This window comes from Streptomyces sp. NPDC044063, assembly GCF_056434285.1.
On record NZ_JBWKFM010000001.1, the window covers coordinates 520,275 to 543,993 of the forward strand.

Here is a 23,719-nt window from a genome sequence, read left to right on the forward strand (position 1 = left end):
GCCATCGCGGCATGTCATGGCCTACGCGCCTGCGGAATGCGGACACTTGTCCTTGGGGCGCACCCCCGCGTCCCGATGAGCCGACGGTGTCACCCCTCGCACCCGCTTGAAGGCCGCGCTGAACGCGAACCCGTCCGCGTAGCCGACCTCCCTGCCCACGGACGCCACCGTCGCCCCGGGCACCCGGAGCCGGTCGGCGGCCAGGGCCATCCGCCAGTCGGTTAGGTAGGCCAGCGGCGGCCTGCCGACCAGTGCCGAGAAGCGGCGCGCGAACGCGGTACGGGACATGCCGGCCTCGTCCGCGAGCGAGGCGACCGTCCACGGCCGGGCCGGTTCCTCGTGCAGCCGACGCAGTACGTGCCCGATGTCCGGGTCCGCCAGGGCCCGGTAGCCGGGGGGCGGGGTGGCGCCCGGGTGCGCGAACCACGTCCGCAGGGCCCGGACGAGCAGCAGGTCCAGGAAGCGGTCCAGGACGACCTGCTGCCCCGGCTCGTCGTGCTCGACCTCGGCGTCGATCAGGTCGAGGAGCGCGGACAGCCCGGGATCCGGACGCACCACAGCGACCGGCGGCAGCGCGTCGAGCAGCGGCCGGCACAGGTCGCCGCCGACCCGGTATCCGGCGGTGACCAGCAGGTCCGTCGCGCCGTCCGTCGAGCCGTCCGCCGCGTCCCCGACCGTACGGCCGGTCACCCGCCAATTGCGGCCCGTTTCGGCCGGGTCGTCCACGAGCGTGCACCGGTCGTCGCCGTCCACGAGCACCCGTACCGCACTGTCCGGCCGGTCCGCGACGGTATAGGCCGAGCGCGTCCGTACGAGCGCGACAGCGCCGGCCGGCAGCTCCACCGGCTCGCGTCCGGCGGGCAGGAGCCAGGCGTCGCCGCGCAGCATCGCGCTGAGGGTCAGCGGCGCGGGGTCGGTGAACCGCATGCCCCACGGTGGCGCGCTCACGGTGTTGCAGAACACCGCCCCGCGCGCCCTGACCCCGGCGAGGTAGTCGTCAAGAAGATCCATTCTGGAACGATCACACATGGATATGGTCGTATCAACCATGGATCGTCCCGCCGGCTCCCGGTTGACTGACGGCATGACACAGATCCTCGTCCTCGGCGCCACCGGCAAGACCGGCAGCCGCGTCGTCCCCCGCCTCGAGTCCCTCGGCCACACCGTCCGTTCCGCCTCCCGCTCGGCCCCGATCCGCTTCGACTGGGCCGACCGCTCCACCTGGGACCCCGCCCTGGCCGGCATCGAGGCGGTCTACTTCGTCCCGACCGAAACCCTCGGCCTGCCCGAGCGCGCCGAACTGGTGGACCGGGCGAAGGCGGCCGGGGTCCGGCGGATCGTCCAGCTGTCGGTACGCGGCATCGACACTGACGGCGGCGTACCGGAGACGGAGGCGGCGGTCCGTGCATCGGGCCTGGAGTGGACGATGCTGCGGCCCTGCTGGTTCTCGCAGGACTTCTCCGCACCGGACTTCTTCCTCCCCGCCGTCCTGGCCGGCGAGCTCGCCACCCCCGCCGGGGACGGCCGCGAACCCTTCGTCGACGTGGAGGACATCGCCGACGTGGCGGCCGCCGCCCTGACCGACACCCGCCACGCGGGCCGTACCTACGAACTCTCCGGCCCCCGCGCCCTCTCCTTCACCGAGGCCCTCACCCTCATCGGCACCGCCGTGGGCCGCGAGCTGCACCATCGCCACCAGGACCCGGCCGCCTACACCGCGGCCCAGGTCGCGGCCGGCCTCGCCCCCGCGGACGCCGAGGCCATCGCCGCCTTCCTGGACGGCATCCGCCGCGGCGAGGACGACTACGTCAGCACCGGCGTACAGGAGGCACTCGGCCGGGACGCGCGGTCCTTCGAGGACTATGTGGGGGCGACGGCGCCCACGGGGGTCTGGAACGCCTGAAGGTCTTCCCGCACCCCGCCTTTGGCATGAGGGGGACCCGGGGCCCGGATCGGGCTCCGGGTCCCACCGGTGGGCCCACGCTGCCGGGGCTGCGACGGCGCATGACCGTCACCGGCGCTGGTCCAAGCCTCGGCAGCGTCGATCCGGCTCAGGTCCGGCTCAGGGTCGATTCAATGAGCGGCCAGCAGTGCTCCGGCAATGGCCTTCTGCGTGGGGTCCACACAGGTCTCGCCGTCTTCCACGTCCCACAGGGCGTTCTGCAGCACACGACCGAGCGTCCACCCCACAGCGCGCCGACGGTCGAGGCCGAGGACCTCGGTCATCAGGTCGAAGCGTCTGCGGACCGATCGTGCGGCATCCCCTGAGGCCACCACCTCATCCCATCGGTTCTGGAGGGCGGGCAGCAGGTCGAAACCAGGATCTCCGGCCAGCGGTTTGGGATCGATGGCCAGCCAGGGTTCCCGTTCCGCGGAGGCACGCAGAGGAGCCAGGACATTGTCGTAGTGGAGGTCCCAGTGCAGGAGGCGATCGCCCGGTTCCTCGAGGAGTTCCCGCATCGCCGCCGCGCAGGTGGCCACCAGCCGGCGGTCCTCGGGGTCCGCGAGACATGTCATCGCCGCAGGCAGCGTATCGAGCATGGCCGCGGCGACGTCGGCCAGGCGACGCACTCCTTCCGGGGCCGGAAGAGCAACCAGGCGGGACAAGATCTCGGACAGGATCTGAACGGCGGTCATGTCGTCATCGACAGCGGCCAGCGAACGGTCGGCGTCAAGGCGCTCCAGCAACATCGCGCCCGTATCAGGCGCGGTTTCCAGGAGCGAGACCGCACCCTGTCCCGCCCAAGCGGAGAGGGCCAAGGGCTCACCTCGCGTCTCGTCGTCCACGGGCTGGAGTTTGAGCACCGCCGGCGTGGTGTCGGCACGGAGTACGGGAAGCACAAGAGCTACCGCCCCATGGCTCGGTGGCCCGTCGAGCCGCAACTCCCAGCGATCCAGGCAGTCCGCGGCGAGGGCGGGAAGTCCCGCGATCCACGCTTCACCCGCCGCCCCGAAATGAGCACGGTGAGATGCGGCCAGAGCGTCGGGGACGTGGATTCGGGAAGCGATCACGACGGCATGCTGTCAGCGCCGAGGCTGCCGCACCAAACGGGATTTCGCAACGGCCCGCTCCCGGTTGGATCTCGCACGGCAGGCCTCGGCCGGTTGGCCGGGGCCTTGCGTACGCGCCTCGGGTCCGGCGGTCACACCGTCGCGGGATGTGCCCGTTCCTCCGCACGGGGTGTCGAGGGATTCCGCCACCGAGGGCTGGCCCCGAGTGCGGCGGTGACCAGGGCATGGATGGTGACCAAGCACAGGACCATACGGTAGGGGACCTGTTGCAGCGGGATGAGCCACACGTGGCGCAGGCTCTCGTCGTCCCTGTGCAGGGCATAGGCGGCGAGGGCGAGTTGGGCGAGGCTGAAGGCGGCCCAGGTGAACGCCGGCACGGGTGTGGTGCCGGAGGCGAGCCCGTACAGGGCGGCGGCGTCCATGAGGGGTGCCGCGAGCGGCAGGACGAGCTGGAACAGCAGCAGGTAGGGGAGGGTACGGCGGCCGAGGTGGCCGGCGATGCCGGATTCCTTGACGGCGTGCCGGTGCTTCCAGATGGACTGCAGGGTTCCGTAGGCCCATCGGTGGCGTTGGTGCCAGAGGTGCGGGAAGGTCGTGGGCACGTGGGTGCGGGCGTGTGCGTCGCTTCGGTAGACGACGCGCCAGCCGGCCCGGCACAGGGCCATGGCGATGTCGGTGTCCTCGGCGAGAGTGTCGGCGCTGATGCCGCCGCAGGAGGCGAGCGCTGATCGCCGGAAGGCCCCGATGGCTCCGGGAACGGTCGGGCTGGCGCCGGCCAGGTCGAACAGCCGGCGTTCCAGGCCGAAGCTCATGACGTATTCGAGGTGCTGCCAAAGGGGCAGCAGGCCCTCGCGGTTGGCGACCTTCGTGTTCCCGGCCACCGCGCCGACCGACGGGTCGGCGATGGCGGCGGCCAGGCGTGCCACCGCGCCTGGGAGGATCATGGTGTCCGCGTCGACCATGAGGATCACGTCATGCGTCGCGTGAGCGATCCCCGCGTTCAGGGCGGCGGGCTTGCCCTGGTTGGGCTGGGTCACGACGCGCACCCTGGGGTCCGTCACCGCGCGGGCCGCTGCCGCGGTGTCGTCGGTGGAACCGTCGTCGACCACGACGACGTCGATGTCGGGGCAGCCGCCGTCCAGCAGGGCACGTACGCACGAGGCGATGGTCGCCTGCTCGTTGTGGGCGGGGATGACGGCGGAGACGCGGGGCAGCGCTTGGGGCAATGCCCGGTGGTGAGTGCGCCTTCGGTGGGTTGCCGCGGCCACGGCGAGCAGGAGCAGGCGGGCGGTGGTGAGCAGAGCCACCGCGAACAGCAGCCAGGCGACAGCCGGGGGCACGGCGACGGCTGCTTGGATCAGACCGATCAGGGCGGTCCCGTACCAGCGGTCGAGCCGTGCGGCCGGGGCTGTCTGGGGCGGCAGACCGACCGCCTGAGTCAGTGTGGTGAAGCGGTATCCGCGTGCCTTGAGGGTGTCGATGAGCTGTCCCAGGGCCGCGACGGTCCGGGACCGGTCGCCGCCCCCGTCGTGCAGGAGGACGACGGCTCCCCGGCCGTCCCGCGGCGCGGCGCCGCGCACGATGTCCTGGGCGTTTCCTGCCTCCCAGTCGAGACCGTCCTGGGTGGACAGGACGGTCAGGTAGCCGAGCGCACCGGTGCGCAGCGCGGCGTGCCAGTCGCGGTCGCTGACCGCGTCGGGCATGGAGGAGAACGGGGGCCGCAGGAGCGTCGTGCTCTTTCCGGTGGCTCCGGCCAGGACGGCACGGCTGGCGGCGAGCTCCAGGCGCATCCGCCAGATCGGAGCGGTGGCCAGATCGACGTGGGTGAAGGTGTGGAGGCCGACTTCGTGTCCCGCGGCAGTCTGTGCCCGGACCAGCTCGGGGTGTTCGGCCACGTGCCGACCGATGACGAAGAACGTCGCCGGTACCTGTTTGGCGGCGAGCAACTGGAGGACCTGTGGAGTCCACGTGGGGTCCGGCCCGTCGTCGAAGGTGAGCGCCACCGTGCCCGGGCGCACGTCCAGGCTGACCGGGGTGCCGCTTCGGGCGTCGACGACCGGTCCGCCGCCCGAGACGGAGTGCGGCACGAGGCCGTCCGGCTCCCGGTCCTGGGCGGTGCCCGGTCCACCGACGCCGCGCAGGATCGAGGTCGCCAGGAACAGGGCCGCCAGGAACACCGTGAGGACCCCGGCCAGGACCCACCAGTGCCCGCGCGGCGAGACCGTCCTCATCGCAAGGGGGACGTGTCGACGGCCTCGGCCGGGCGCGTCGCCGGAGCCTTGGGATCGGCGTACAGCAGGCTGCCGCCCACCGCGAGGACGCACAGACACACGAAGCACACCACCATTCCCATGGCGGTCACGATTCTGCGGCGGTGGCCGCGCGGGTCGTCGAACACGGGTGGGGAGGGCTGGGGACGCGGCGGGCTGAGAAGCTCGTTGCTCACACACCGGATGCTAGGAAGATCGTATGCGAGCGTTTCCCGTGGCGCGCGAGACATTCCCCCGCAGGAACGAGTCGCATACACGCGGCTTGACGGCTGATGCGGCGAACGGGGCGACTTCGGCTACTGTGCTCACTTTGACGCCGATGGTTCGCATGCTCATGCCCGTGTGATGGCGGGCAGCCCACGACCGGCTGGAGGCGAGGGAAATCCATGAGCGTCCGGTACGTACGAGGCCGCCGCGGCACTGGCAGGAACAGTGCCGGTCTTTCCGCGGGTACAGCACATGCCGCGACCCACTGCCCCTGCAACTCGCATGGAGTAGACCGCTGTTCATGGCCGCACATCTGGACACCACCCCACCCACCGTGCCCGCACCGCCCGGACACCGCCCGCGCATCACGCGCGGCAGGATCCCGCTGGGGCTGGCGTGCGTCCTGCTGGCCCTCGCCGTTCTCGGCTACGCGGGCCTGCGGCTGCACCACCGGCTGAACACCATCGACCCGCCGCGGACGGACAAGGCCCCCCGGAGCGGATACACCCTCACCGTCTACTTCACTCCCAGCCAGGCGTACTACCACGGCCCGCGACGCGGTATCCACGACCAGGCCTGCGCCGGACAGAACCTGCCGGACGGATTCCCCGCCGACTACCTGGAGCGCGTCGGCCTGGAAGGCTTCGGCAAGACGTCCCGTGGGGACTACCTCGCCTGGGACTTCGACCGGCACTGCTACTTCGCGACCAGTGGTCCTCCGGCGGGCTCCCACGACAACGCCCTGGTGCCCTGGCAGTCCGTCGCCGCCAACCATCTGCCATCGGGCACGCGGATCCGCGTCACCGACTGCGGCCCTGGAGTGCCCGGCGAGATCTGCGCGCGGGTGAAATCCGCGCACTGGCGCGTCGACGACTTGTGCAGCATCGGCTGCGACGATGCCAAACACCTCGACCTGTACATCGGCGAGCAGACCCGGGCCGACATCGAGGACGAAGACTTCTACTTCGTGACGACAGGCGCCACCATCCGGGCCGGCACGCCGGAAGCCCGGCCCTGATCCGCGATCCGGCAGCTCAGGTGCCACACCGTGGGGAAGCCCGGCATGAATTGGAGGCGTGAATGGGTTGGATGAGCGGGACCGCGGGAGGCCGCGTTGTTTCGCGGACCGACGCCTACGGCACGAAGGGGTCGGAAGCCGTACCTGCCCGCAGGCGTCTCAACGCGTTGGACGCGTATCGCGGCTCCCTCGTTGTTCTGCGCGTCTTCATCGGCAGCCAGGTGGCGGAGATCGCGGCTCCTGCCCTGCTGCACGCGGACGGGTTCGGGCTGACGGTCGCCGACCTGGTCCTGCCCGGGTTCTTGTTCATCATGGGCATGGCCGTTCCGGTGTCCATGTCGGCGTTTCTCCGAACGACGGCCGCAGATGATCCGGGCGGACCGGACAGACGGCCCTATCTGCTGCGCATCGCGCGCCGAACCGTCCTGCTGTATGCGATCGGCATGTTTCTCAACGCGTACCCGTTCCTGCCCGAGGTATGGGAGCACTTGCGCTTCGTCGGTGTGCTGCAGCGACTGGCCGTCGTGTACGTGGCGGTGTCGCTGCTGTACCTGACATGCGCCTGGTCCCTGCTGCCTGTCGGCGCGCACCCTCGTGGTGTCCGCCGTGTCGTCCGATTCCTGGCCCGGGTGTGCCTGCTGGGTGGGTTCCCACTCATGTGTGTCGCCCTCTGGATCGTGGCGACGTACACCTTCCAGAACCCGTGGCCCGAATGCGCCGGCGTCCATGGACTGGCGCGGGACTGCTCGCTCGAGGCCTACATCGACACGAACATGTGGGGCGTTGACCACAATTTCGATGGCGGCAAGTTCGACCCGGAAGGCCTCCTGTCGACGTTGGTGGCAATGGTCAACTGCTGGGCAGGCCTTGCCGTCGGCATGGACATCATCCGGAACAAGCAGCGTTACAACGCGATGGGTGGCGTTCGCAGGCGTGTGTCCTCGCTGATCGCCGTCGGCGCGATGTGCGCCGGCGCCGGCCTCGCCCTGGGCCTGGTGATCCCGATCGGCAAGCAGTTGTGGACCCCGTCGTATGCCCTCGTGACCATCGGGATCATGACGATCGGCTTTGGCGTGGTCCTCCTGGCGTTCGACGGAGGGCTGTGGCCTTTGGCCCACGGCCCGGCCAGTGGTGACAGGTCCGGCGCGGCGAGTCGCCTCGGACTCCGGTTGTCGTCGGCCCGCATGGGCATGACCGCCGCTGTTCGCCGGGGGATCGTGCCCGTGGGCGACACACTGGTGGCTCTCGGCCGCAACCCCCTGTTCTTCTATGTCCTGTCCGAGCTCGTCATCGACACGCTGGATTACATTCCGATCCGGTACCACGGCAAGGAGGGGTCGGCATGGAGTGTGTGCGCTGACATCGGCCTCGCCCCATGGATGCCGGCGTCGCTGGCGAGCATCGTGTGGGCGTTGCTGTGGCTGTTGCTGTTCTATGTGCCGCTCGCTCGGCTGCTCGTGTCGCGTGGGTGGTACATCCGGGTGTGATGGCGATCGTGGGTACGGTGAGATGAGGGCTGTGTCCGCGCCTGTCGATGGTCTGCCGCGGTGGCCTGAACGGGTGCGCTCTGGCCTCATGCCCGCAGCCGATCCCTTCGACGTCATTCGCCGTCATTCGCCTTAGGGTGGAGATCACCAGAGTGACGGATGGGGGAACGATGCGTTCACTGGACAGCGCGCTCGTGCTCGGCCCGGGCGGGCATGTTGGTGCCGCCTGGACAGCCGGACTCGCCCATGGCCTGCGCGGCCTGGGCGTCGACCTGGGCGCGGCGGATCTGGTCGTCGGCACCTCGGCCGGCGCGATCGTGGGCGCCGCGCTGGCCACCGGACAGGACCTCGCGCACTTCGCCGACCCCGTCGGCAGCCACGGCGACGGTCCCCGGCCGCCGCAGGCCGACCCGCGGCGCATGGGTGAGGTGTTCGCGGTCCTCGGTGCCGGCCTGCCACCGGAGGAAGCCCGCCGCAGGGTCGGGCGGATCGCCCTCGACACGGCCGATCCGCAGGCCGAGCAAGCTGTGGTCGCGGTGCGACGCCGACTCGTCGGCACGGACGCCTGGCCGACCGAGCGCCGCCTGCTCATCCCTGCCGTGGAGGCGGGAAGCGGCGAACCGGTGGTCTGGGATCGTGACAGCGGCGTCTCCCTCGCGGCTGCTGTCGCGGCCTCCAGCGCGTTCCCGGGCGTGGCGCCTCCCATCTCGATCGGTGGGCGCCACTACCTCGACGGTGCGCTGCGGGCAGGTACCAACGTGGACCTCGCGGCCGGCGCGCGTACGGTGGTCGTCGTGGAGCCCATGGCGCGTCAGGCTCCCGGGCAGGAAGCGTTGGCCGCGCTGGGCGCGGAGACGGTGGTTTCGCTGTTCCCGGACGAGGCCTCGGCAGCGGCGTTCGGTACGGATCCGGCGGACTCGTCGGCGTGGGTGCCCGCTTTCCGGGCGGGGCAGCGGCAAGCCGCTGCCGCGCGGGAGCGACTGTCCGGGGCCTGGGCCGTATCACTGGTCGACTTGGATCACTGATCCCGACGGGACCCCTGGGACTCGTTCATTCAGCGGAAGTCCTCCGCATGCTCCCGCGCCCATGCGCGGAACGTACGCGCCGGCGCTCCGGTGATCTCTTCCACCGTGGTGGTGATCAAGTTCGATGCCGGCCGCGCTTCGGCGCTGGCCAAGAGTGGGCGCCCGCCGTACTCTTCCGGTACCCGGCCTCATGATCAGGTCAGCCCCGACACCGCTCGGGGTATTCCGGCCCGGCACGATCAGCAGGCGCGCCAGTCGCTTGACGCTCCGTCGGACCGTCGATCTACGGTGTGCGCATGTCTCCTGCCCACCGCATCCCCTCTCTCCTGTACTACGCGAGCTCGTACAGCCTGCTGAAGGAAGTCGCCGCCCGGCTGCGTCTGATCGCACCCGGCGAGCCTCTTCCCGAGGGTCTGCGGGACAAGAACCGCACCATACGCGGATACGCGCAGGAAGCCGCCGAGGAAGAGGAGAAGGCGGGCCGGCGAGGCAACTGGCTCGACGACCTGCTGTGGGACCCCCGGCAGGAGTACGCGCGCAAGGCCACGAGCTTCACCCCCGGCTCCCTGGCCGGGTTCTTCACACGCTCCGACTGGCCGCCCTTCATGGTGGCTTGGCGCGACGGCGCTGCCGACTGGCCCTTTGGCGGCACCCCCTTCCCCCGCGACTTCCTCCTGGCCGACGATCCACTGCTGCGGCTGCGCGCCCTGCTGCCCGACTGGCCCGACCCCGGCTACACGCGCGAGCGCGTTCACCTCGACGCGGGCGAGCAACTGGCCGCCGGGCTCCTGCTGGCACGCAGCGAGCGGTACGACGTGCTGGGGCAGGTCGTGGAGGCAGGTGGCCGGGCGCTCCTGGACGACGTGCGTCCGGCCTTCGAGGACTCCTTGCGCGAGAGGAGCGTACAGGCCCTGCGCGAGGCCCTGGCACGTGACCGGCGCCGCCGCGACCACGTGTTCGGCGCATACGCCGCGGAGCCCGACCCGGAACCCGACCAGCGGTGGGTCACGGTCGACTGGCAGGCCGTCCGGCGTGCCGTGGACGCCGACGGCAAGCCACTGCGCGATCGAGCCGCCGAGCTCGCGTCCCACCCGGAATGCCCCCTGGACGTGCGTGTCCTGCTGGCCACCCAGTGGTCCGACCAGTTCGTATGGTCGCGGCTCCTCTCGGATCGCCCCACGGGCCTGCACCTGCTGCGCACCCTGCCGATGCGGTCGGACCGTTCCCTCGCCGTCCCCCTCTCGTACGTGAGTGAGGGCGGCGTCGGCGTGGGCGACATCCTCGATACGGCGCACCCCGCCGATCTCGTGCTGCGGGACGCGGCAGGGCTGCCCGGCATCGTGAAACGGCATCCGAGGCAGTGCGTGATCACACGTCAGGACGAGGAGGGGGCGATGCGGCTGCTCCGGGGCATCACGGAGCTGGCCGATCACCACCTGGGCGACGACCCCGGCGCGTGGACCATCGGCTGCCGCATCGTCGAGGGCAACCGCTTCACCGGGTCGGTGAGCGAACTGCTCCGGCGGGCAGGAGCACGAAGGCCCCGGTGACGTCGGATCAGCGCCCACGGGGCGCGGTGGCCCATGCCCAACGGCCGGTGCCAGTCGCTGTACACGAGATCACGCCTCTGACCGGCGGCAACAGCGAAGTGCGGCCGGTGTACCGCCCATGCGTCAAGCCAGGTGCACCTCCAGCGCCGCGCGGACCGCCGACTCCACCGCGCCTTCGATCCAAGAGGGCGTGACCGAGGTGTGGTCGCCGGCGAAGCGCAGTGGTCCCTCGGGAGCGCGGATCGCGCCGAGGAGCTCCGTGTGCTGGCCCGGCAGCAGCACGGACGCCTCCCCGTAGGCGTAGGGGTCGCGCAACCAGCTCTGGGTGCGGCCGGCACCGGTGTAGAAGACCTCGACGCGTTGTCCGTAGACCTGTTGGAGGCCCCTGAGCGCGTACGGATACCGGGCCTCGTCGTCGAGGGAGTCCCAGCGCGAGGCGTCGTCGGCCCAGCTGTAGGAGGCGAGGACGACTCCGCCCTCGCTGCCCGGTACCGGGTGGGACGGGTTGATCATGAATCGGTTGGGGTTGTCGGAGATCGATCCCCCGCCGACGATGACCTGCCGCACAGCTACACCGACATCCGTGACGTCGCCGCCGGCCTGGCCACCCTGGGAGAACATCCCGAGGGCGACGGCCGCGTCTGGCACCTGCCCACCGACCACGCCCGGACCACCCGCGAGGTCTTCCAGCGGATCGAGCGGAAACTCGGACAGCCCCTGAAGACCACCATCATGAGCGAGCCGCGCCCCTTCGGGCCGTTCGACGAGGTGTTCATGGACTCCTACGCGGAGCTGTTCTACCAGCACACCGAACCCCAGGTGATGGACTCCACCGCGATCCAGGAGACCTTCGGCATCAAGCCGGTCGGCCTCGGCACGAACCTGGACGACACCCTCGCCTGGTACCGCGCCTTCCTCGCCCGGACCCAGCACTGACCGCGGTCACCCAGGCCCCAGAACAATCGGCGACGGTGTACCCGGCGGCCTGTGACGGCGCGCCTCGTACGCCCCGCCGTCCGCCGCCGGCCCGAAGGTACTGGATCATGCGGCCGGCATCGGCGAGGGTTCTCCCATGACGATCGAACAGTTATGGGAGAAGATCCGGCACGGCGAGACGCCCCAAGCACTCGCGCCGCTGGCCACCGACGCGGGGGAATGGTTCTACCTCGCGATGGCGGCCTGTCGCACCGGCGACGCGGGGACCGCCGCCGAGTTCGCCGACCGGGCCGCGGCGCTCGACCCCGGGCACGTCGTCTACGTCGAGGCCGCGCGCAGCCTGCGTACCGGACGACACGAGGACGAGGACGTGTACGCCGAGCCTGAGGCGTTCAGCGCGTTCGTACGCGGCGGCGGCAATGTGGGCCTGTACCGCGCCGTTCACGAGGCCCTGCGCGAGCAGTACGCCGCGCACCGCCCCGCCCACCTGCTGGACATCGGCTGCGGTGAGGGCCACGCTCTGCTGCCCGCCCTCACCGCCGACGTCGGACACGTCGAGCTGATCGAACCCTCGGACCGGCGCCTGGCCCTGGTGACGGCCGAGCTGGCCAGGCGCGGGGTGCCCCACCGGGGACACGCCGCCACCGCGCAGTCCGTGGTGAACGGGGCGGGCCCCTGGGACCTGGTGCAGGAAACCTTCACCCTGCTCGCCCTGGAGCGGGAGGAGCGTGTGGACCTGCTCCGCGCGCTGCGCCCGCGTGCCGAGCGGCTGGTACTCGTCGAGTTCGATGTCCCCGACCTGGGGGAGGGCCTGGCACCCGACCGGTTCCGCCACCTGGTCTCCCGTTACGACCGCGGGATTCGCGAGTACGGCCCCGACCGGGAACTGGTGGCGCAGGGATTCCTCATGCCCGTACTCCTGGGGCTGCTGGGCAGCGAGGAGCACCAGCGGCACCACGAGCAGCCCGTCGCCCGGTGGGCGGAGGACCTGGAGCGGGCCGGCTTCACCACCGTCGAACCGCGCCGGCTGTACGACTACTGGTGGGCGCCCGCCTACCTGCTGACGGCGTCCTGAGCGCGGCGCGGCGGCTCCTCGGGTGACGTCGACGGCGGCCCCGGGCGGAACCCGTCGCGCGGGGTTCGGCGTCATGCGCGAGAGCACGTGCGAACAGCGCGATTCCTGCCCGATTTCGGGCAGGAATATAGACGTTCTCCATTCGCCGACCTAAGGTGACCGTTCATGATCACCTTGGGCGCGATAGGGACATTCACCCTGATGGTGGGACTCCTCACCCTTACTCCCGGACTGGATACCGCACTCATCCTGCGCACCGCGGCGCTGGGGCACCGGCGTCGCGCCTGGGGCGTGGTTCTCGGCATCCAGAGCGGCACGCTGGCGTGGGGCACACTCACCTCGCTCGGTGTGACTGCGCTGCTGACGGCCTCTCACCTCGCCTACGAGACCCTTCGTTGGGTCGGAGCCGCATACCTGGTGTGGATGGGCGGCAGGCTGCTGTGGGCCACTTGGCGCCGCTCATCGAGTGAGAGCCCACAGACAGCAGGGGCCGGGGGCAGGAACGGGGCCGGAGCCGGGACCGAAGCCGACAGAGCCGCCGGCAACACCCTGATCGGCGGCTGGCGGCAAGGGGTCGTGACCAACCTCCTCAACCCGAAGATGGGCGCCTTCTACGTTGCGGTGCTCCCGCAGTTCATCCCCACCGGGGCTCCGCACATCGCTTCAGGCGTGCTCCTGGCCGGTGTCCACATCCTCTTGGCCGTCGTCTGGGCCTGCGCGCTGATCGCCCTCGCGCACGTGCTCCGAGACCGCCTGCAACGGCCTTCAGCCCGCCGCTGCCTCGACCGCGTCACCGGCACGGTCATCGCCGCCTTCGGCGTCCGGCTCGCACTCGGGCAGTGAGGCGGTTACCCCGACGCGACCGCAAGACCATCGACAGCCGTCGCACGAGCGACCCGGGCATCACCCGAAGCGAAAGGACACCTGCATGCGCTCGCTCCCCACGAACACCGAGGCCGTGATCTTCGACTGCGATGGCTTGCTGGTCGACACCGAAGCGTGCTGGACGGTCGTGGAAGCGGCCATCTTCGCGGAGCACGGCCACCCCTTCGGTCCCGAACAGAAAGCCCTCGTCATCGGCCGGACCGTGGAGGCTGCCGCAGAGGCCATGGCGCAGTACCTGGGGCGCCCCGGCGCCGGTGCCGACATCGCCGTCGAACTCCTGGAAAGGGTCCGCAAGGAACTGTCGCGAGGCGCCGCGGCCCTCCCCGGCGCGGCGGAACTGGTGAGCGCCTGCCGGGCAGCCGTACCCATCGCCGTAGCCAGCAACAGCCCCCGGGAACTGCTGGACACGGCACTGTGGTCGGCCGGTCTCGCCGGCTGCTTCACCCACTCGTTCGCCGCTGACGAGGTACGTTCCCCCAAGCCCGCACCAGAGCTGTACCTCACGGCATGCGAGACACTCGGTGTGGCCCCGAAGCGTTCCGTCGCCTTCGAGGACTCGGCCACGGGCATCGCCTCGGCGCGTGCCGCCGGGCTCTACGTCGCGGTCGTCCCTTCCCTTCCAGGAGTCACCCCCGACCACGACTGGCTGGGCACCAGTCTGGCCGAACCCGAGTTGCAGGACTGGGCCAGGAAACTGGGGCAGGGCCCTGCCCGCTGACCCGCCCTCCTTGCCGCGATCTTCCCCCCACCTCATTGCCTCAGCCCTGGTGGATGAGCGCGGGGCCGCTGAGTGCGCGGATGTCGTAGGGGTAGAGCCAGGGGCGCGGGGTGCCGGCCTCGAGCGCGTCGATCGCGATCAGCGCGTCGGATGTGTTCTTGCAGCGCGGGTTCCGCGCGGCGAAAGCTTCGATCCGGGCGCGCAGGGTGGGCAGCCAGGTGGCTATGAGCCGCGGGTCACCGTCGTGCCACCAGGAGAACTTCAGTTCGTCCAGGAGGAGGTCGTCGGCCCAGCCCAAGGCGAGGCGGACCACGCCGGCGTCCGCTTTCGGACCGGTGAGCCCGGCGATGTGGAGCAACCACGGCTCCAAGCCATCTGTCGCATGGGCGACACCTTCCACCAGATCGGTGATCTCCCAGTACGGCCGGCCGTCAGTCACAGCGATGTGCAGCAGCGCCCGGAAGGCCCGCTCGACCGCGGCGCGCTCGGCCACGGGCCAGTCCGCGAGCCGGGCATCGTGACAGCCGAGGCGCCCCATCTCCCCCGAGGGGTCGGTGCCGCTCCCGTCCGGGCCCCAGCGGCGCAGTGCACGAGGGATGAAGCGGCGCCACAGGACGGAGTACTGGTCCTCGTCCCAGTGGCTGGCGACCTCACGCACGAAGTGCCCGAGGAGATCGTCCGGCACGTCGGTAGGGTCACCACCGAGAACGCGCAGCTCCGACTCCGCAACGCAGTATGTGCACCCACCGACGGGACGGTCGAGCTCAGGTGGCGATGCGAAGGCCTCGTCCACCTCGGCGAGTGCGCCGCGCCACATCGTGTACGGGGTGATGGTGAGGGGTTCGGACATGTCAGGGCCTGCCAAGGGACTCCGCACGGCCGGCGCCGGTGAAGAGCGTGACCTTACCAGCACGCCGGTCGATGGGTAGACGTCGACGGCGGTCCGGGCGGTATCCACCGTGCGGTGTTCGGCGGCGTCATGCGCTGGGTGACGTATGCGGTACCGGATGCACTCCGGCAGCGTGTCAGCGCGTCCGCCCGCCGTCAGGAGCCGGGACGGTACGCCTTCCGGGCGGCCCTCACCCGAACGAGCGATTCCGGCTGATTGTTCGCCAGAGCACACTCCATGGGAGGGATGGCGTGCACCGTCCTCCCTACCAACGAGAGGGAGGCGCTCGACCATGCCCACCTTCGCGGCCCGCCGGCGGTACGCCGGCGCGGCCTGCGCCGCCGCGATGCTGACCCTCGGGGCGGCGCCGGCCGGCTCCCACACCCCCGCGCCGGCCACCACGGCCCTACGCTGCTCCGGCGGCTTCACCATGACGGCCGGCGGCTTCACCGGTGCGGCCGAGGGGAACGGTGACCTCACCTGTGCCGTCCCCGGCCGGCCCGGTCCGGTATCCGCCACGCTGCGCATGCGCGGCTCGTTCTCCGGCCGGGGCCCGGAGGTGACCACCGAGACCGAGGACACCCTCACCCTCGACACAGGCCGGGTGACAAGGCTTTCGGTCACCCGCACCTTCGTCACGGACGACGCGGGACGGCTGACGGAGACCGGACACGGCAGGACCACCTCCGGGGACCTCCACCCCGCCACCGCGACCGAGTCGGGCCGCGGCGGCACCAGGACCGGCGGCGACGTCATGATCTTCACCGTCGACGACGGGTTCGCCCTGGAACTGGCCCGCTGAGGACCCAGGAGCGCCCACGCGGGCGAGGGAGACCAGTGACCGCCCCTCGCCCGCACGGGACGTATCAGACGAGCCGGATGCCCAGCGCGTACGCCGTGATGGTGGCCGGGTCGGCGACGCGGTGGTCCTTGGAGGCGGCGCTGAAGCTGGGCGTCCAGGTGGTGGACGGCTCCAGCCGCCACAACAGGTTGCCCGCCCCGCGGTAGTGCACCTCGGCGCCACCACCGGTGAGGGCGTAGCCGGGCGGCAGCGTGGCCACGGCGGCCGGGTGCTGGGCCTGGCCGGAGTCGGCGTGCGCGATGGTGCTCAGCACCCGTCCCACGGGCAGGTCGCGGCGCAGCGAGATGGCGAAGGAGCGGATGCTCGCCGGGTCGGAGACGAGGTGGTCCTTGGAACGGGCCTTCCAGGAGTAGTCGGTCGACGGGAAGGAGGCCGTGGCGAGGTTGCCCGCGCCATGCCAGTTGACCTTGAACCCGCCGCCGACGAGCGCGTAGTCCGTCGACGAGGGGATGCCCGCCTCGGCCTCGGGGTGCGGGGCCGTACCACTGTCCGCCCGCGAGACGTGCACTGAGCGGAGCAGCTGGTCGCGCGTCATGCCGGCGATCTTCAAACCGATGACGTAGGCCGTCAGTTCGTGCGGCTGGGCGTCGAGGTGGTCCTTGGAGGAGACGGTCCACCCCGTCAGGTCGTCATTGGGGTACGAGGCCGTCAGCAGGGCGCCGTAGGGGCTCTCCACGGCGGTGGCACCACCACCGATGGCGATCATGTCCCCGTCGCCCACCCGGACGGTCTGGTCGATCCAGTGCTGCTGGGCCGGATTCCCGCGGTACGAGAACACGGCGACGGTCACCCGCCCCGACGCGTCCCGGTATCCGGCCACCTGTCTGCCTGCTCTCTCCACGGGCCCGGCCACCGCTGCGCGCCACGCCGTACGCTGTGCCGCTCCGGCCGTACCGGTACCGGCCAGGGAGCCGAGTGCCGCTAAACCCGCGGCGGCCGAGGCCGCCTTCAGTACCTCTCGCCTGTTCCTCATCGTCGAACCTCCCAGGAGAGTCCGGGCGCCGTCGCCCGGAGGCGAGGCAAAGGTAGCGACAGGTGCCCGCGTACCGATAGACCTCGTGAGCGACCCCATGGGGGCATGCTCCAGAGGCTGTCCGGCGGGCCTTGCGCTCGTGCGGCGCGCCATGGTGTCGCCGCCCGGAACGGGAACCGCTGCGGCTGGTGTGGCCCAGGTGAAAGAAGCGGCTCCAGTACTCTGCCTGTGTGGACGGTACGGGTGAGGTGAGGGGTCTTCCCGGGTGGCGGGTGCTCGTCGTCGGGGGCGCGTCGGGGATGGGGAAGACCGGTGTCGGGCGGGCATTGGCACGGCGGTACGACGTCCCCGTCGTGGAGGTCGATGACATCGTGGAGGCCCTCCTCGCGGTGACACTGCCCGAGCACCTGCCGGAGGTCCACTTCTGGCGCACTCACCCGGAGGCCGCCCGCCGGACGCCGGAGTCGGTGGTCGAGCGGCAGATCGCGATCGCCGAGGCGCTGGCGCCGGCGATCGAGGCGGTGGTGGCCAACCACGTGGGCACCGACACCCCGGTGATCCTGGAAGGCGACTACGTCCTGCCCCGACCGGCGACACCCCACGGTCCGGTCCGTGCCGTCTTCCTCCACGAGGACGATGAGGAGCAGGTGGCGGCCAACTACCTGCGCCGGGAACCGGAGGCCGGACCGCAGCGCCATCGCGCACGCGTCAGCGTGCTGTACGGCCGGTGGCTCGCCGCGCAGGCGCGGGCGGCCGGCGTGCCGGTCGTCGCTCCGCGTCCGTGGGAGGACCTGGCCGGCCGTGTCGCCGAGACGGTGGGGGGTGCCTCTACCAACACCGTGGCGTCGGCCCGAACCGCCGCTACCCAGAGCCTTCCGAGAAGCCCGGCGGCTCGATCGATCGGAAGGTGACGGTCAGACCTTCACCCTTGGCCCGCCTGCTGTCGGGCTACCGCCCGCGGTGCGCTACGGGGCGGGCCAGACGGGCGGTGATGTGCCGGGCGGCGAAGGATGTACCGGCCACGAAGCGCAGCAGCGGCCCGAAGGTGGGGGCCGCCAGGGAGCCGGTGAAGTACAACCCGTCGACCGAAGATTCGAACGCTGCTGACAGACGTGGAGCGTGGGAGCCGGGAATGTGGGCCACCGCCTGGCGAAGACGTGGGTCGAGGAAGGGGAGGGCGTCCAGGTCGATGCGGTAGCCGGTGGCGGCCAGCACATGGTCGGCCGGCATCTCCGCCGGCCCGTCCCCCTGCCCGCCAAGACGCAGCCGGACCTCCTCGCCGTGGAGCCGCGCGTGCTCGATGTGCCTGCGGGTGTGGACGGGGACGATGCCCTCGACGCGTTCGCGCAGCCACCACCCGCCCGACGGTCCCAGTGCCCGGCGGAAGACCCACAGCCGTGCCGGCGCGGGCAGCCGCCGCACCGCGCCCGGGGCCCGGCACATGCCCGCCAGCGGCCATCCCGTGCCCAGCGGGGACGCCGGCCGCGCCAGACGCTCGGTAAGCGACCGCTCGAGCACCGGGACCGCTCCCCACCGCACGCGCGCGGCCCGCACAAGCACCCGCGGCTGGGCGCCGGCCTCGTGCAGCAGGGCCGCACTCTCCAGCGCCGACTGCCCGCCCCCGACGACGACCACCCGCCGCCCCGCGTAGCGGGACAGGTCGGTGTGCTGGCTGGTGTGCGACAACGCGGCATCGGGCCCCGGGCCCTGCGGGGCCAGGGGTCGCAGGGCGGGCGGGATGTGAGCCAGCGGGGCGAGGCCGGTGGCGACGACCACCGCCGAGGCCGATACCCGCTCACCGTCCTCGAGCCGCACGGTGAAACCGGCCCCGCCACGCTCGACGGCAGCGACCCGCATCGGTTCCACCTCGCCGGCGAACCGCCGGGCGAACCACATCCCGTACGCGACGAACACCTCGCAGGGGATCGGAGTCAGCTCCGTCAGCTCCGCATCACCCTGATCCCTGCGGAAGTCGGCCAGCCGGCCGCCGGGCACCGGTGCCGACAGGTCGGTGGCGGCGGGAGCGGACTTCAGGAACATGCCGGTGGCCATCGCGTGCCGCCAGCTGCCCATGACCTCCCCGAAGACCCGCACCCGGGCCCCGGCGGCCCGCAGGTGCGCCGCCACCGACAATCCGTACGGTCCTGCTCCGATCACCACGACCAGGCCCTGAGACCCGCTGTTCGCGCGGGCCGGGGCAGCATGCTGCCCGGGAAGCGACTGCGTCACTGCTGCATCCCCCGTTCGCCGACACGCACCCCTCCACAGGGCACGCCCCCACCCACCGGGACGGCGCACCGGTCGGCAGACCCCGGCGCCGGAAAACCCCCGCACCAGTGTGCCGTTCCTGCCGGTCACGGCAGGCGAAAACGGCGAAACCGGTCCGGTCCGCCTGCTACCGGCCGCGGTGCCCCGCGTGACGGCCCCGGGCAGCGGACGCGACTTTCCTGGGGAGGATCCCGCGAGGCGCGATGAGTCTGCGGCGTTCGGCGGTCGTACCGTCGAACCCGTCACTGTGGAGGAATTCTGATGCGCAGCGTGACCTATTCGATGGGCGTCTCGCTCGACGGCTACATCGTCGGGCCGGACGGCGACTTCGGCTGGACGGTGCCCGACGAGGAGGTCTTCCGCTTCGTCACCGACGAGATCCGTGAGGTCGACGTTCACCTGTTGGGACGACGGCTGTACGAGACGATGCTGTACTGGGAGACCGCCGACCAGGACCCGTCGCTCGACGACTCCATGCTCGAGTGGGCCGCGATCTGGAAGGCGCTGCCGAAGGTGGTGTTCTCCACCACGCTGTCGGCGGTGCAGGGCAATGCCCGCCTGGCCTCCGGCGGCCTGGCGGAGGAGATCGAGCGGCTGCGGGCCGAGCCGGGGGAGGGCGACATCGCGATCGGCGGCGCGATGCTCGCCGCCCAGGCGGCCGCGGCGAATCTCATCGACGAGTACCGGCCCAGGGCCTACCCGGTGCTGGTCGGCGGTGGCATTCCGTTCTTTCCCCGGCGCGAGCGCCGGGTGGATCTCGAACTTGTCGAGACCCGCAGCTTCAGTTCGGGAGTCGTCCACCTTCGCTACCGCGTGGCGCGCTCGTAGCGCTTGGGCCGAAGACCTCCTGGCCGCCGGTCCCGGTGCCCATCGCGGGGAGGAGCAACCGCCGGGCCGGCCATGTGTCAGCGCCGACCAGGGCACGCATCCGGGGCTCGGAGCCGGTCTGGGCAGCGAGCGCGGTCCGGCCCGCTCGGTGCCGCGCCTCGGCCGGGTCCGAGGCGGCATTGCCGAGGACGGCGAACACCTCGCCCAGCCGGCGCCCCCGGCCGTGAGAACTCATCCGATGGATCGGGTGAGGATCCGGCTCCGCATGCAGGAGGTTCGCCGTAGCGTCGCTGTCGAGGCGGTGACGGAAGGGCGGGGACATGGTGGAAGCAGCGGAGCGCACGGGGGTACCTCGGCGCGCGGTGCTGGCCGGCGGGGCGGCGGCCGGCGCGGCCGGTCTGGGCCTGGTCCGCACTCGGAAGGCGGCGGCCGCGGGACGCGGCGGCGGGCGACGGGTGGCGGTCTTCGGCGCGGGGGTCGCCGGGCTGACCGCGGCGCAGGAACTGGCCGAGCGGGGCTTCGAGGTGACGGTCTACGAGCGCCGCTCGGTCCCCGGTGGCAAGGCACGTTCGCTGCCCGTCCCGCACAGCGGCACCGGCGGCCGCCGGGACCTGCCCGGAGAGCACGGCCACCGCGCGGTCTTCGGCTTCTACCACAACCTCCCGGACACTCTCCGGCGCATCCCGCTCCCCGGCGGCGGTACGGTGCACGACAACCTCACCACCGTGACCCGCGTCGAGTTCGCCCGCGCCGGAGGGCGCGGCTCCATCCCGCTGCCCCTGCGCCCGTGGGCGTCATCCCTCTCCGATCCCGGGCTGCTGATCGCCTCGCTCGCCGGGGTACTGCACGAGAGCCTCAAGCTCCCGCCCGCGGAAACCGTCTTCTACGCACGGCAGCTGGTGATCGCCTTCACCAGCTGCCGCGAGCGCCACTTCGGGCAGTGGGAATACGTCCCCTGGTGGGACTACATCCAGGCGGGCCGGATGTCGCAGGAGTACCAGCGGCTGCTGGGTGGCAACGTCCAGATCCTCCAGGCGCTGCGCCCGACCACCGCCAGCACCCGCACCTGCGGCCAGGGCTACGAGGCCCTGCTCTACAACGCGCTCGGGCGCGGCACCGACGGCCCAGCCGACGCCATCTTCGACGGCCCCACCAGCGAAGCGTGGATCGACCCCTGGGTCGCCCACTTGCGCACGCTCGGCGTGCGCTTCGCCTACGGCCGCAGCGTGGAGCGGCTGGAAACGGGCCAGGGCCGCATCGCATGGGCGCTCGCGCGCACCGCGCGGGGCGAGACCGAACGCATCGACGCGGACTGGTTCGTGGTGGCCGTACCGTCCGACCGCGCCGTCCGGCTGTGGAACGGTGCGCTGCGCGCGGCCGACCCGCGGCTGGCGGCGATGGACGGGCTCCAGCAGACCTGGTGCAACGGTATCCAGTTCTTCCTGCGCCGCCCCGCCGCCGTCATCGAGGGCCACATCGCCCACGTCGACTCGCCCTGGCAACTGGTCTCGATCAACCAGTCCAAGCTCTGGCGCGCCCCCTTCGCCCGCACCTGGGGCGACGGCCAGGCCCAGGAGTCGCTGTCCGTGGAAATCTCCGACTGGGACACCCCGGGCATCCTCTACGGCAGACCTGCCCGGCAGTGCACCCGCGCCGAGGTAGCCCGTGAGGTGTGGGCCCAGATGCAGGCCCACCTCGGGACCTCCGTTCTCGGCGACTCCCTGCTGCACTCCTGGTACCTGGACGAAGCGATCACCCAGGGCGCCAACGCGCTGCGCAACGACGACCCGTATCTGCTGAACACCACCGGATCCTGGGACCTGCGCCCCGAAGCGGTGACCGCCGTGGGCAACCTCTTCCTGGCCGGCGACTGGGTCCGCACCTACAGCAACATCGACTTCGTGACGATGGAGACGGCGAACGAGGCGGGCCGCCGGGCCGCCGCCGGCGTCCTGGCGGCCGCAGGTGTCCGGGGCCGTGCCGGGGTGCGCACCTTCAAGGGGTACGAGGCACCGGAGTTCGCCCTGGCCAGACAGGTGGACAAGCAGCGGTGGCGGCTGGGCCTGCCGCACCTCCTGGACACCGGCCGATGATCCTTGTCGATCAGGACACGATCGACGGACAACCGCGGCGCGATCGGTACGGTGCCGTGGGACATGGCCCGTTCCGGGAGGCGTGGCGGGCGTGTCCGACGGCTCGGCGGGGCATGCGGTTGCCGGCGCTCAAGAGGGATGGTCGCCGGGAGGCGGGTGCGCGGGATTACCGGTCGGGTCGTGATGTTGCTGCGCGGGGATTTGGTGACTTCGGCGTTCCAGCAGGACTGCCTTGGCTTCCATGGGACCGGCCATGTACGCGAGGAGGCAGGCCGAGAGGATGAAGGCCATGTGGATGATCGTGCCCCACAGCAGTTCCTGGCGCGGGGTGTGGTGGATGTTGACGAACATCTGCAGGAGGTGGATGGAGGAGATGCCGACGATCGCCATGGCGAGTTTGACCTTGAGCACGTTGGAGTTGACGTGCGAAAGCCATTCCGGCTGGTCCTTGTGGCCCTGGAGCCCGATGCGGGAGACGAACGTCTCGTAGCCGCCGACGATCACCATGATCAGCAGGTTGGCGATCATGACGACGTCGACCAGTTTCAGAACGCCGAGCATCACCATGTTCTCGTCCGAGACCCCGGTGATCACACCCTGGACCAGGGTACGCAGCTCGCCGAAGAACTCCCACACGTAGACGGCCTGCGCCGTCACGAGCCCGAAGTACAAGGGCGCCTGGAGCCAGCGGGTCGCGAACAGCGCGTAGCCCAGTGACGGCACGGGGCCGTTCGCCGGAGGCAGGACAGCCCCGCATTTACCGGCCATTCACATCCGCCCCCTGCGGCATGCCGCCCGCTCGCCCACCCACCGCCTGTCAGCCCACCCCTTCCCAGCGGCAGACGGGGTTATGAGTGACCGACGGTGACTTCCCTCGTGTAGGGGAAAGACCGAACGACCTGGTCGCATCACCATGAGTTCACGCGTGATGTGCGGGCGAGGCCGCGTGCGGTTCCGCTGGAGGAGCGGCCGCTCACGGTAGCGGCTCGACGAGTTGCCTCCGCATCAGGCCAAAGCCCTGGCAGTATGGCTGGAGAGAGCCGGGTCGCCGGGTTGGGGCGGGGCGTGATGGCTCTTTTGTTGCCACGGGGTTGGGGGGGTCCTGTGATGTCACATCGAGACCGGGCAGCGGTGCTGGCGCTGGCGCGTCCGGCCGTGGACGCGGTGGCTCCGGAGGAGCTGCCGTTGCTGGAGGCCACAGCCGCAGCGTGGCCGCGCCGGGCCGGCCGCGACGAGGACGAGTTGCTGGGTTTCGGTCTGGAGACTGTCGTTGCCGTGGCGTCCATCGCCGCGGTGACCGCAGCGCAGGCCGTGGTGCAGTTGTTCGGTTCGGCCGTCGTCGATGCCGTGACCGGCGAGGCTTCCTCCGGAATACGGAGGTGGATCGGCAGGAGGTCCCGCCGGCGGCGCGGTGTGCTGACGGACGGCACTCCGGCCGGCGATGGCACGCCCAACGGCGACGGCACACCGGCCGTCGAGCCGTTGTCCTGCGAGCAGTTGCGGGTGGTCCGGCAGGTTGCCCGTGACCGGGCCCGGGCCGCGGGGGTGAGCGCTGAGCAGGCGGAGCTGATAGCCGACGCGATCGTCGGCCGCCTGTTGGCGTGATGCCGGGCGCAGTAGCGC

General features: G+C 71.2%; 21 protein-coding genes and 2 pseudogenes. 14 read left to right on the forward strand and 9 right to left on the reverse strand.

The genetic code is table 11. The features are described from left to right. Positions 1-21 precede the first annotated feature (21 nt). Positions 22-1,011, reverse strand: a complete 990-nt coding sequence (locus tag AC07BS_RS02300; RefSeq protein WP_478929541.1) for an AraC family transcriptional regulator — start codon at positions 1,009-1,011, stop codon at positions 22-24. A gap of 73 nt (positions 1,012-1,084) precedes the next feature. On the opposite strand from AC07BS_RS02300, the gene AC07BS_RS02305 reads away from it, so the two are divergent. Continuing rightward, positions 1,085-1,903, forward strand: a complete 819-nt coding sequence (locus tag AC07BS_RS02305) for an NAD(P)H-binding protein (protein ID WP_478929543.1) — start codon at positions 1,085-1,087, stop codon at positions 1,901-1,903. A gap of 170 nt (positions 1,904-2,073) precedes the next feature. On the opposite strand, the gene AC07BS_RS02310 is transcribed toward AC07BS_RS02305, so the two are convergent. The 3 genes from AC07BS_RS02310 to AC07BS_RS02320 all read right to left on the reverse strand — a co-directional run bounded on the left by AC07BS_RS02310 (position 2,074) and on the right by AC07BS_RS02320 (position 5,458). Further along, positions 2,074-3,012 carry an aminoglycoside phosphotransferase family protein gene (locus AC07BS_RS02310; protein ID WP_478929545.1) on the reverse strand — a complete coding sequence of 313 codons (939 nt, stop codon included), beginning with the start codon at positions 3,010-3,012 and terminating at the stop codon, positions 2,074-2,076. Between the two features lie 131 nt (positions 3,013-3,143). Then, positions 3,144-5,243, reverse strand: a complete 2,100-nt coding sequence (locus tag AC07BS_RS02315) for a glycosyltransferase (RefSeq protein ID WP_478929547.1) — start codon at positions 5,241-5,243, stop codon at positions 3,144-3,146. Next, entirely contained in the window at positions 5,240-5,458 is a 219-nt protein-coding gene (locus tag AC07BS_RS02320) for a hypothetical protein (RefSeq protein WP_478929549.1), read from the reverse strand. Before AC07BS_RS02320 ends, AC07BS_RS02315 begins: the two co-directional genes overlap by 4 nt. Positions 5,459-5,790: 332 nt before the next feature. Here AC07BS_RS02320 and AC07BS_RS02325 point away from each other — a divergent pair, with 332 nt between their 5' ends. The 4 genes from AC07BS_RS02325 to AC07BS_RS02340 all read left to right on the forward strand — a co-directional run bounded on the left by AC07BS_RS02325 (position 5,791) and on the right by AC07BS_RS02340 (position 10,569). Beyond that, positions 5,791-6,507, forward strand: a complete 717-nt coding sequence (locus tag AC07BS_RS02325) for a hypothetical protein (RefSeq protein ID WP_478638398.1) — start codon at positions 5,791-5,793, stop codon at positions 6,505-6,507. Between the two features lie 71 nt (positions 6,508-6,578). Next, complete coding sequence (locus AC07BS_RS02330; protein ID WP_478929551.1) at positions 6,579-7,994, forward strand: hypothetical protein; 1,416 nt, start codon at positions 6,579-6,581, stop codon at positions 7,992-7,994. A gap of 170 nt (positions 7,995-8,164) precedes the next feature. Beyond that, complete coding sequence (locus AC07BS_RS02335; protein WP_478929553.1) at positions 8,165-9,019, forward strand: patatin-like phospholipase family protein; 855 nt, start codon at positions 8,165-8,167, stop codon at positions 9,017-9,019. 296 nt (positions 9,020-9,315) lie between these two features. Continuing rightward, the gene (locus tag AC07BS_RS02340) at positions 9,316-10,569 is read left to right on the forward strand and encodes a hypothetical protein (RefSeq protein ID WP_478929554.1); all 1,254 of its coding nucleotides are present in this window, start codon (positions 9,316-9,318) and stop codon (positions 10,567-10,569) included. Positions 10,570-10,692: 123 nt separating this feature from the next. On the opposite strand, the pseudogene AC07BS_RS02345 reads toward AC07BS_RS02340, so the two are convergent. Further along, positions 10,693-11,124, reverse strand: a pseudogene (locus AC07BS_RS02345) (flavin monoamine oxidase family protein); the annotation flags it as partial. Between AC07BS_RS02345 and AC07BS_RS02350 the strand changes: the two are divergent. The 4 genes and pseudogenes from AC07BS_RS02350 to AC07BS_RS02365 all read left to right on the forward strand — a co-directional run. Further along, positions 11,119-11,505: pseudogene (locus tag AC07BS_RS02350) on the forward strand (Rossmann-fold NAD(P)-binding domain-containing protein); the annotation flags it as partial. The pseudogenes AC07BS_RS02345 and AC07BS_RS02350 overlap by 6 nt on opposite strands. A 136-nt stretch (positions 11,506-11,641) precedes the next feature. Beyond that, entirely contained in the window at positions 11,642-12,580 is a 939-nt protein-coding gene (locus AC07BS_RS02355) for a class I SAM-dependent methyltransferase (RefSeq protein ID WP_478929556.1), read from the forward strand. Between the two features lie 165 nt (positions 12,581-12,745). Continuing rightward, positions 12,746-13,423, forward strand: a complete 678-nt coding sequence (locus AC07BS_RS02360; protein WP_478929558.1) for a LysE family translocator — start codon at positions 12,746-12,748, stop codon at positions 13,421-13,423. Positions 13,424-13,508: 85 nt separating this feature from the next. After that, positions 13,509-14,183, forward strand: coding sequence for an HAD family hydrolase (locus tag AC07BS_RS02365; protein WP_478638383.1), 675 nt, complete (start codon positions 13,509-13,511; stop codon positions 14,181-14,183). Between the two features lie 40 nt (positions 14,184-14,223). On the opposite strand, the gene AC07BS_RS02370 is transcribed toward AC07BS_RS02365, so the two are convergent. Continuing rightward, complete coding sequence (locus AC07BS_RS02370; protein WP_478929561.1) at positions 14,224-14,868, reverse strand: hypothetical protein; 645 nt, start codon at positions 14,866-14,868, stop codon at positions 14,224-14,226. Positions 14,869-15,364: 496 nt separating this feature from the next. Between AC07BS_RS02370 and AC07BS_RS02375 the strand changes: the two genes are divergently transcribed. Continuing rightward, positions 15,365-15,874: a hypothetical protein gene (locus tag AC07BS_RS02375; RefSeq protein ID WP_478638380.1), complete on the forward strand. Its 510-nt coding sequence runs from the start codon at positions 15,365-15,367 to the stop codon at positions 15,872-15,874. Between the two features lie 64 nt (positions 15,875-15,938). Here AC07BS_RS02375 and AC07BS_RS02380 read toward each other — a convergent pair whose 3' ends face one another. Beyond that, on the reverse strand, positions 15,939-16,754 hold the full coding sequence (locus AC07BS_RS02380; protein ID WP_478638378.1) for a hypothetical protein: 816 nt from the start codon (positions 16,752-16,754) through the stop codon (positions 15,939-15,941). A 452-nt stretch (positions 16,755-17,206) separates the two neighbouring features. Here AC07BS_RS02380 and AC07BS_RS02385 point away from each other — a divergent pair, with 452 nt between their 5' ends. Continuing rightward, a complete protein-coding gene (locus tag AC07BS_RS02385; protein WP_478929563.1) occupies positions 17,207-17,818 on the forward strand; it encodes a hypothetical protein in 612 nt (203 codons plus the stop codon). Between the two features lie 37 nt (positions 17,819-17,855). Here the strand turns inward: AC07BS_RS02385 and AC07BS_RS02390 are convergent, their stop codons facing one another. Further along, entirely contained in the window at positions 17,856-19,136 is a 1,281-nt protein-coding gene (locus AC07BS_RS02390) for an FAD-dependent oxidoreductase (protein ID WP_478929565.1), read from the reverse strand. Between the two features lie 300 nt (positions 19,137-19,436). On the opposite strand from AC07BS_RS02390, the gene AC07BS_RS02395 reads away from it, so the two are divergent. Together AC07BS_RS02395 and AC07BS_RS02400 are read left to right on the forward strand one after the other, a co-directional pair. Further along, on the forward strand, positions 19,437-20,003 hold the full coding sequence (locus tag AC07BS_RS02395; protein WP_478929567.1) for a dihydrofolate reductase family protein: 567 nt from the start codon (positions 19,437-19,439) through the stop codon (positions 20,001-20,003). A gap of 320 nt (positions 20,004-20,323) precedes the next feature. Next, the gene (locus AC07BS_RS02400; protein ID WP_478929569.1) at positions 20,324-22,096 is read left to right on the forward strand and encodes a hydroxysqualene dehydroxylase; all 1,773 of its coding nucleotides are present in this window, start codon (positions 20,324-20,326) and stop codon (positions 22,094-22,096) included. A 129-nt stretch (positions 22,097-22,225) separates the two neighbouring features. Here the strand turns inward: AC07BS_RS02400 and AC07BS_RS02405 are convergent, their stop codons facing one another. Then, a complete protein-coding gene (locus AC07BS_RS02405) occupies positions 22,226-22,819 on the reverse strand; it encodes a TIGR00645 family protein (RefSeq protein WP_478638370.1) in 594 nt (197 codons plus the stop codon). A 384-nt stretch (positions 22,820-23,203) separates the two neighbouring features. On the opposite strand from AC07BS_RS02405, the gene AC07BS_RS02410 reads away from it, so the two are divergent. Continuing rightward, entirely contained in the window at positions 23,204-23,701 is a 498-nt protein-coding gene (locus AC07BS_RS02410; RefSeq protein ID WP_478638368.1) for a hypothetical protein, read from the forward strand. The last annotated feature ends 18 nt before the right edge of the window (positions 23,702-23,719 follow it).

Bases quoted from the DNA above. Each gene is read 5' to 3' on its own strand.
- AC07BS_RS02300 (WP_478929541.1), bottom strand. From the start codon at position 1,011: ATGGATCTTCTTGACGACTACCTCGCCGGGGTCAGGGCGCGCGGGGCG.
- AC07BS_RS02305 (WP_478929543.1), top strand. From the start codon at position 1,085: ATGACACAGATCCTCGTCCTCGGCGCCACCGGCAAGACCGGCAGCCGC.
- AC07BS_RS02315 (WP_478929547.1), bottom strand. From the start codon at position 5,243: ATGAGGACGGTCTCGCCGCGCGGGCACTGGTGGGTCCTGGCCGGGGTC.
- AC07BS_RS02325 (WP_478638398.1), top strand. From the start codon at position 5,791: ATGGCCGCACATCTGGACACCACCCCACCCACCGTGCCCGCACCGCCC.
- AC07BS_RS02330 (WP_478929551.1), top strand. From the start codon at position 6,579: ATGAGCGGGACCGCGGGAGGCCGCGTTGTTTCGCGGACCGACGCCTAC.
- AC07BS_RS02335 (WP_478929553.1), top strand. From the start codon at position 8,165: ATGCGTTCACTGGACAGCGCGCTCGTGCTCGGCCCGGGCGGGCATGTT.
- AC07BS_RS02340 (WP_478929554.1), top strand. From the start codon at position 9,316: ATGTCTCCTGCCCACCGCATCCCCTCTCTCCTGTACTACGCGAGCTCG.
- AC07BS_RS02355 (WP_478929556.1), top strand. From the start codon at position 11,642: ATGACGATCGAACAGTTATGGGAGAAGATCCGGCACGGCGAGACGCCC.
- AC07BS_RS02360 (WP_478929558.1), top strand. From the start codon at position 12,746: ATGATCACCTTGGGCGCGATAGGGACATTCACCCTGATGGTGGGACTC.
- AC07BS_RS02365 (WP_478638383.1), top strand. From the start codon at position 13,509: ATGCGCTCGCTCCCCACGAACACCGAGGCCGTGATCTTCGACTGCGAT.
- AC07BS_RS02375 (WP_478638380.1), top strand. From the start codon at position 15,365: ATGCCCACCTTCGCGGCCCGCCGGCGGTACGCCGGCGCGGCCTGCGCC.
- AC07BS_RS02385 (WP_478929563.1), top strand. From the start codon at position 17,207: ATGGGGAAGACCGGTGTCGGGCGGGCATTGGCACGGCGGTACGACGTC.
- AC07BS_RS02395 (WP_478929567.1), top strand. From the start codon at position 19,437: ATGCGCAGCGTGACCTATTCGATGGGCGTCTCGCTCGACGGCTACATC.
- AC07BS_RS02400 (WP_478929569.1), top strand. From the start codon at position 20,324: ATGGTGGAAGCAGCGGAGCGCACGGGGGTACCTCGGCGCGCGGTGCTG.
- AC07BS_RS02410 (WP_478638368.1), top strand. From the start codon at position 23,204: ATGTCACATCGAGACCGGGCAGCGGTGCTGGCGCTGGCGCGTCCGGCC.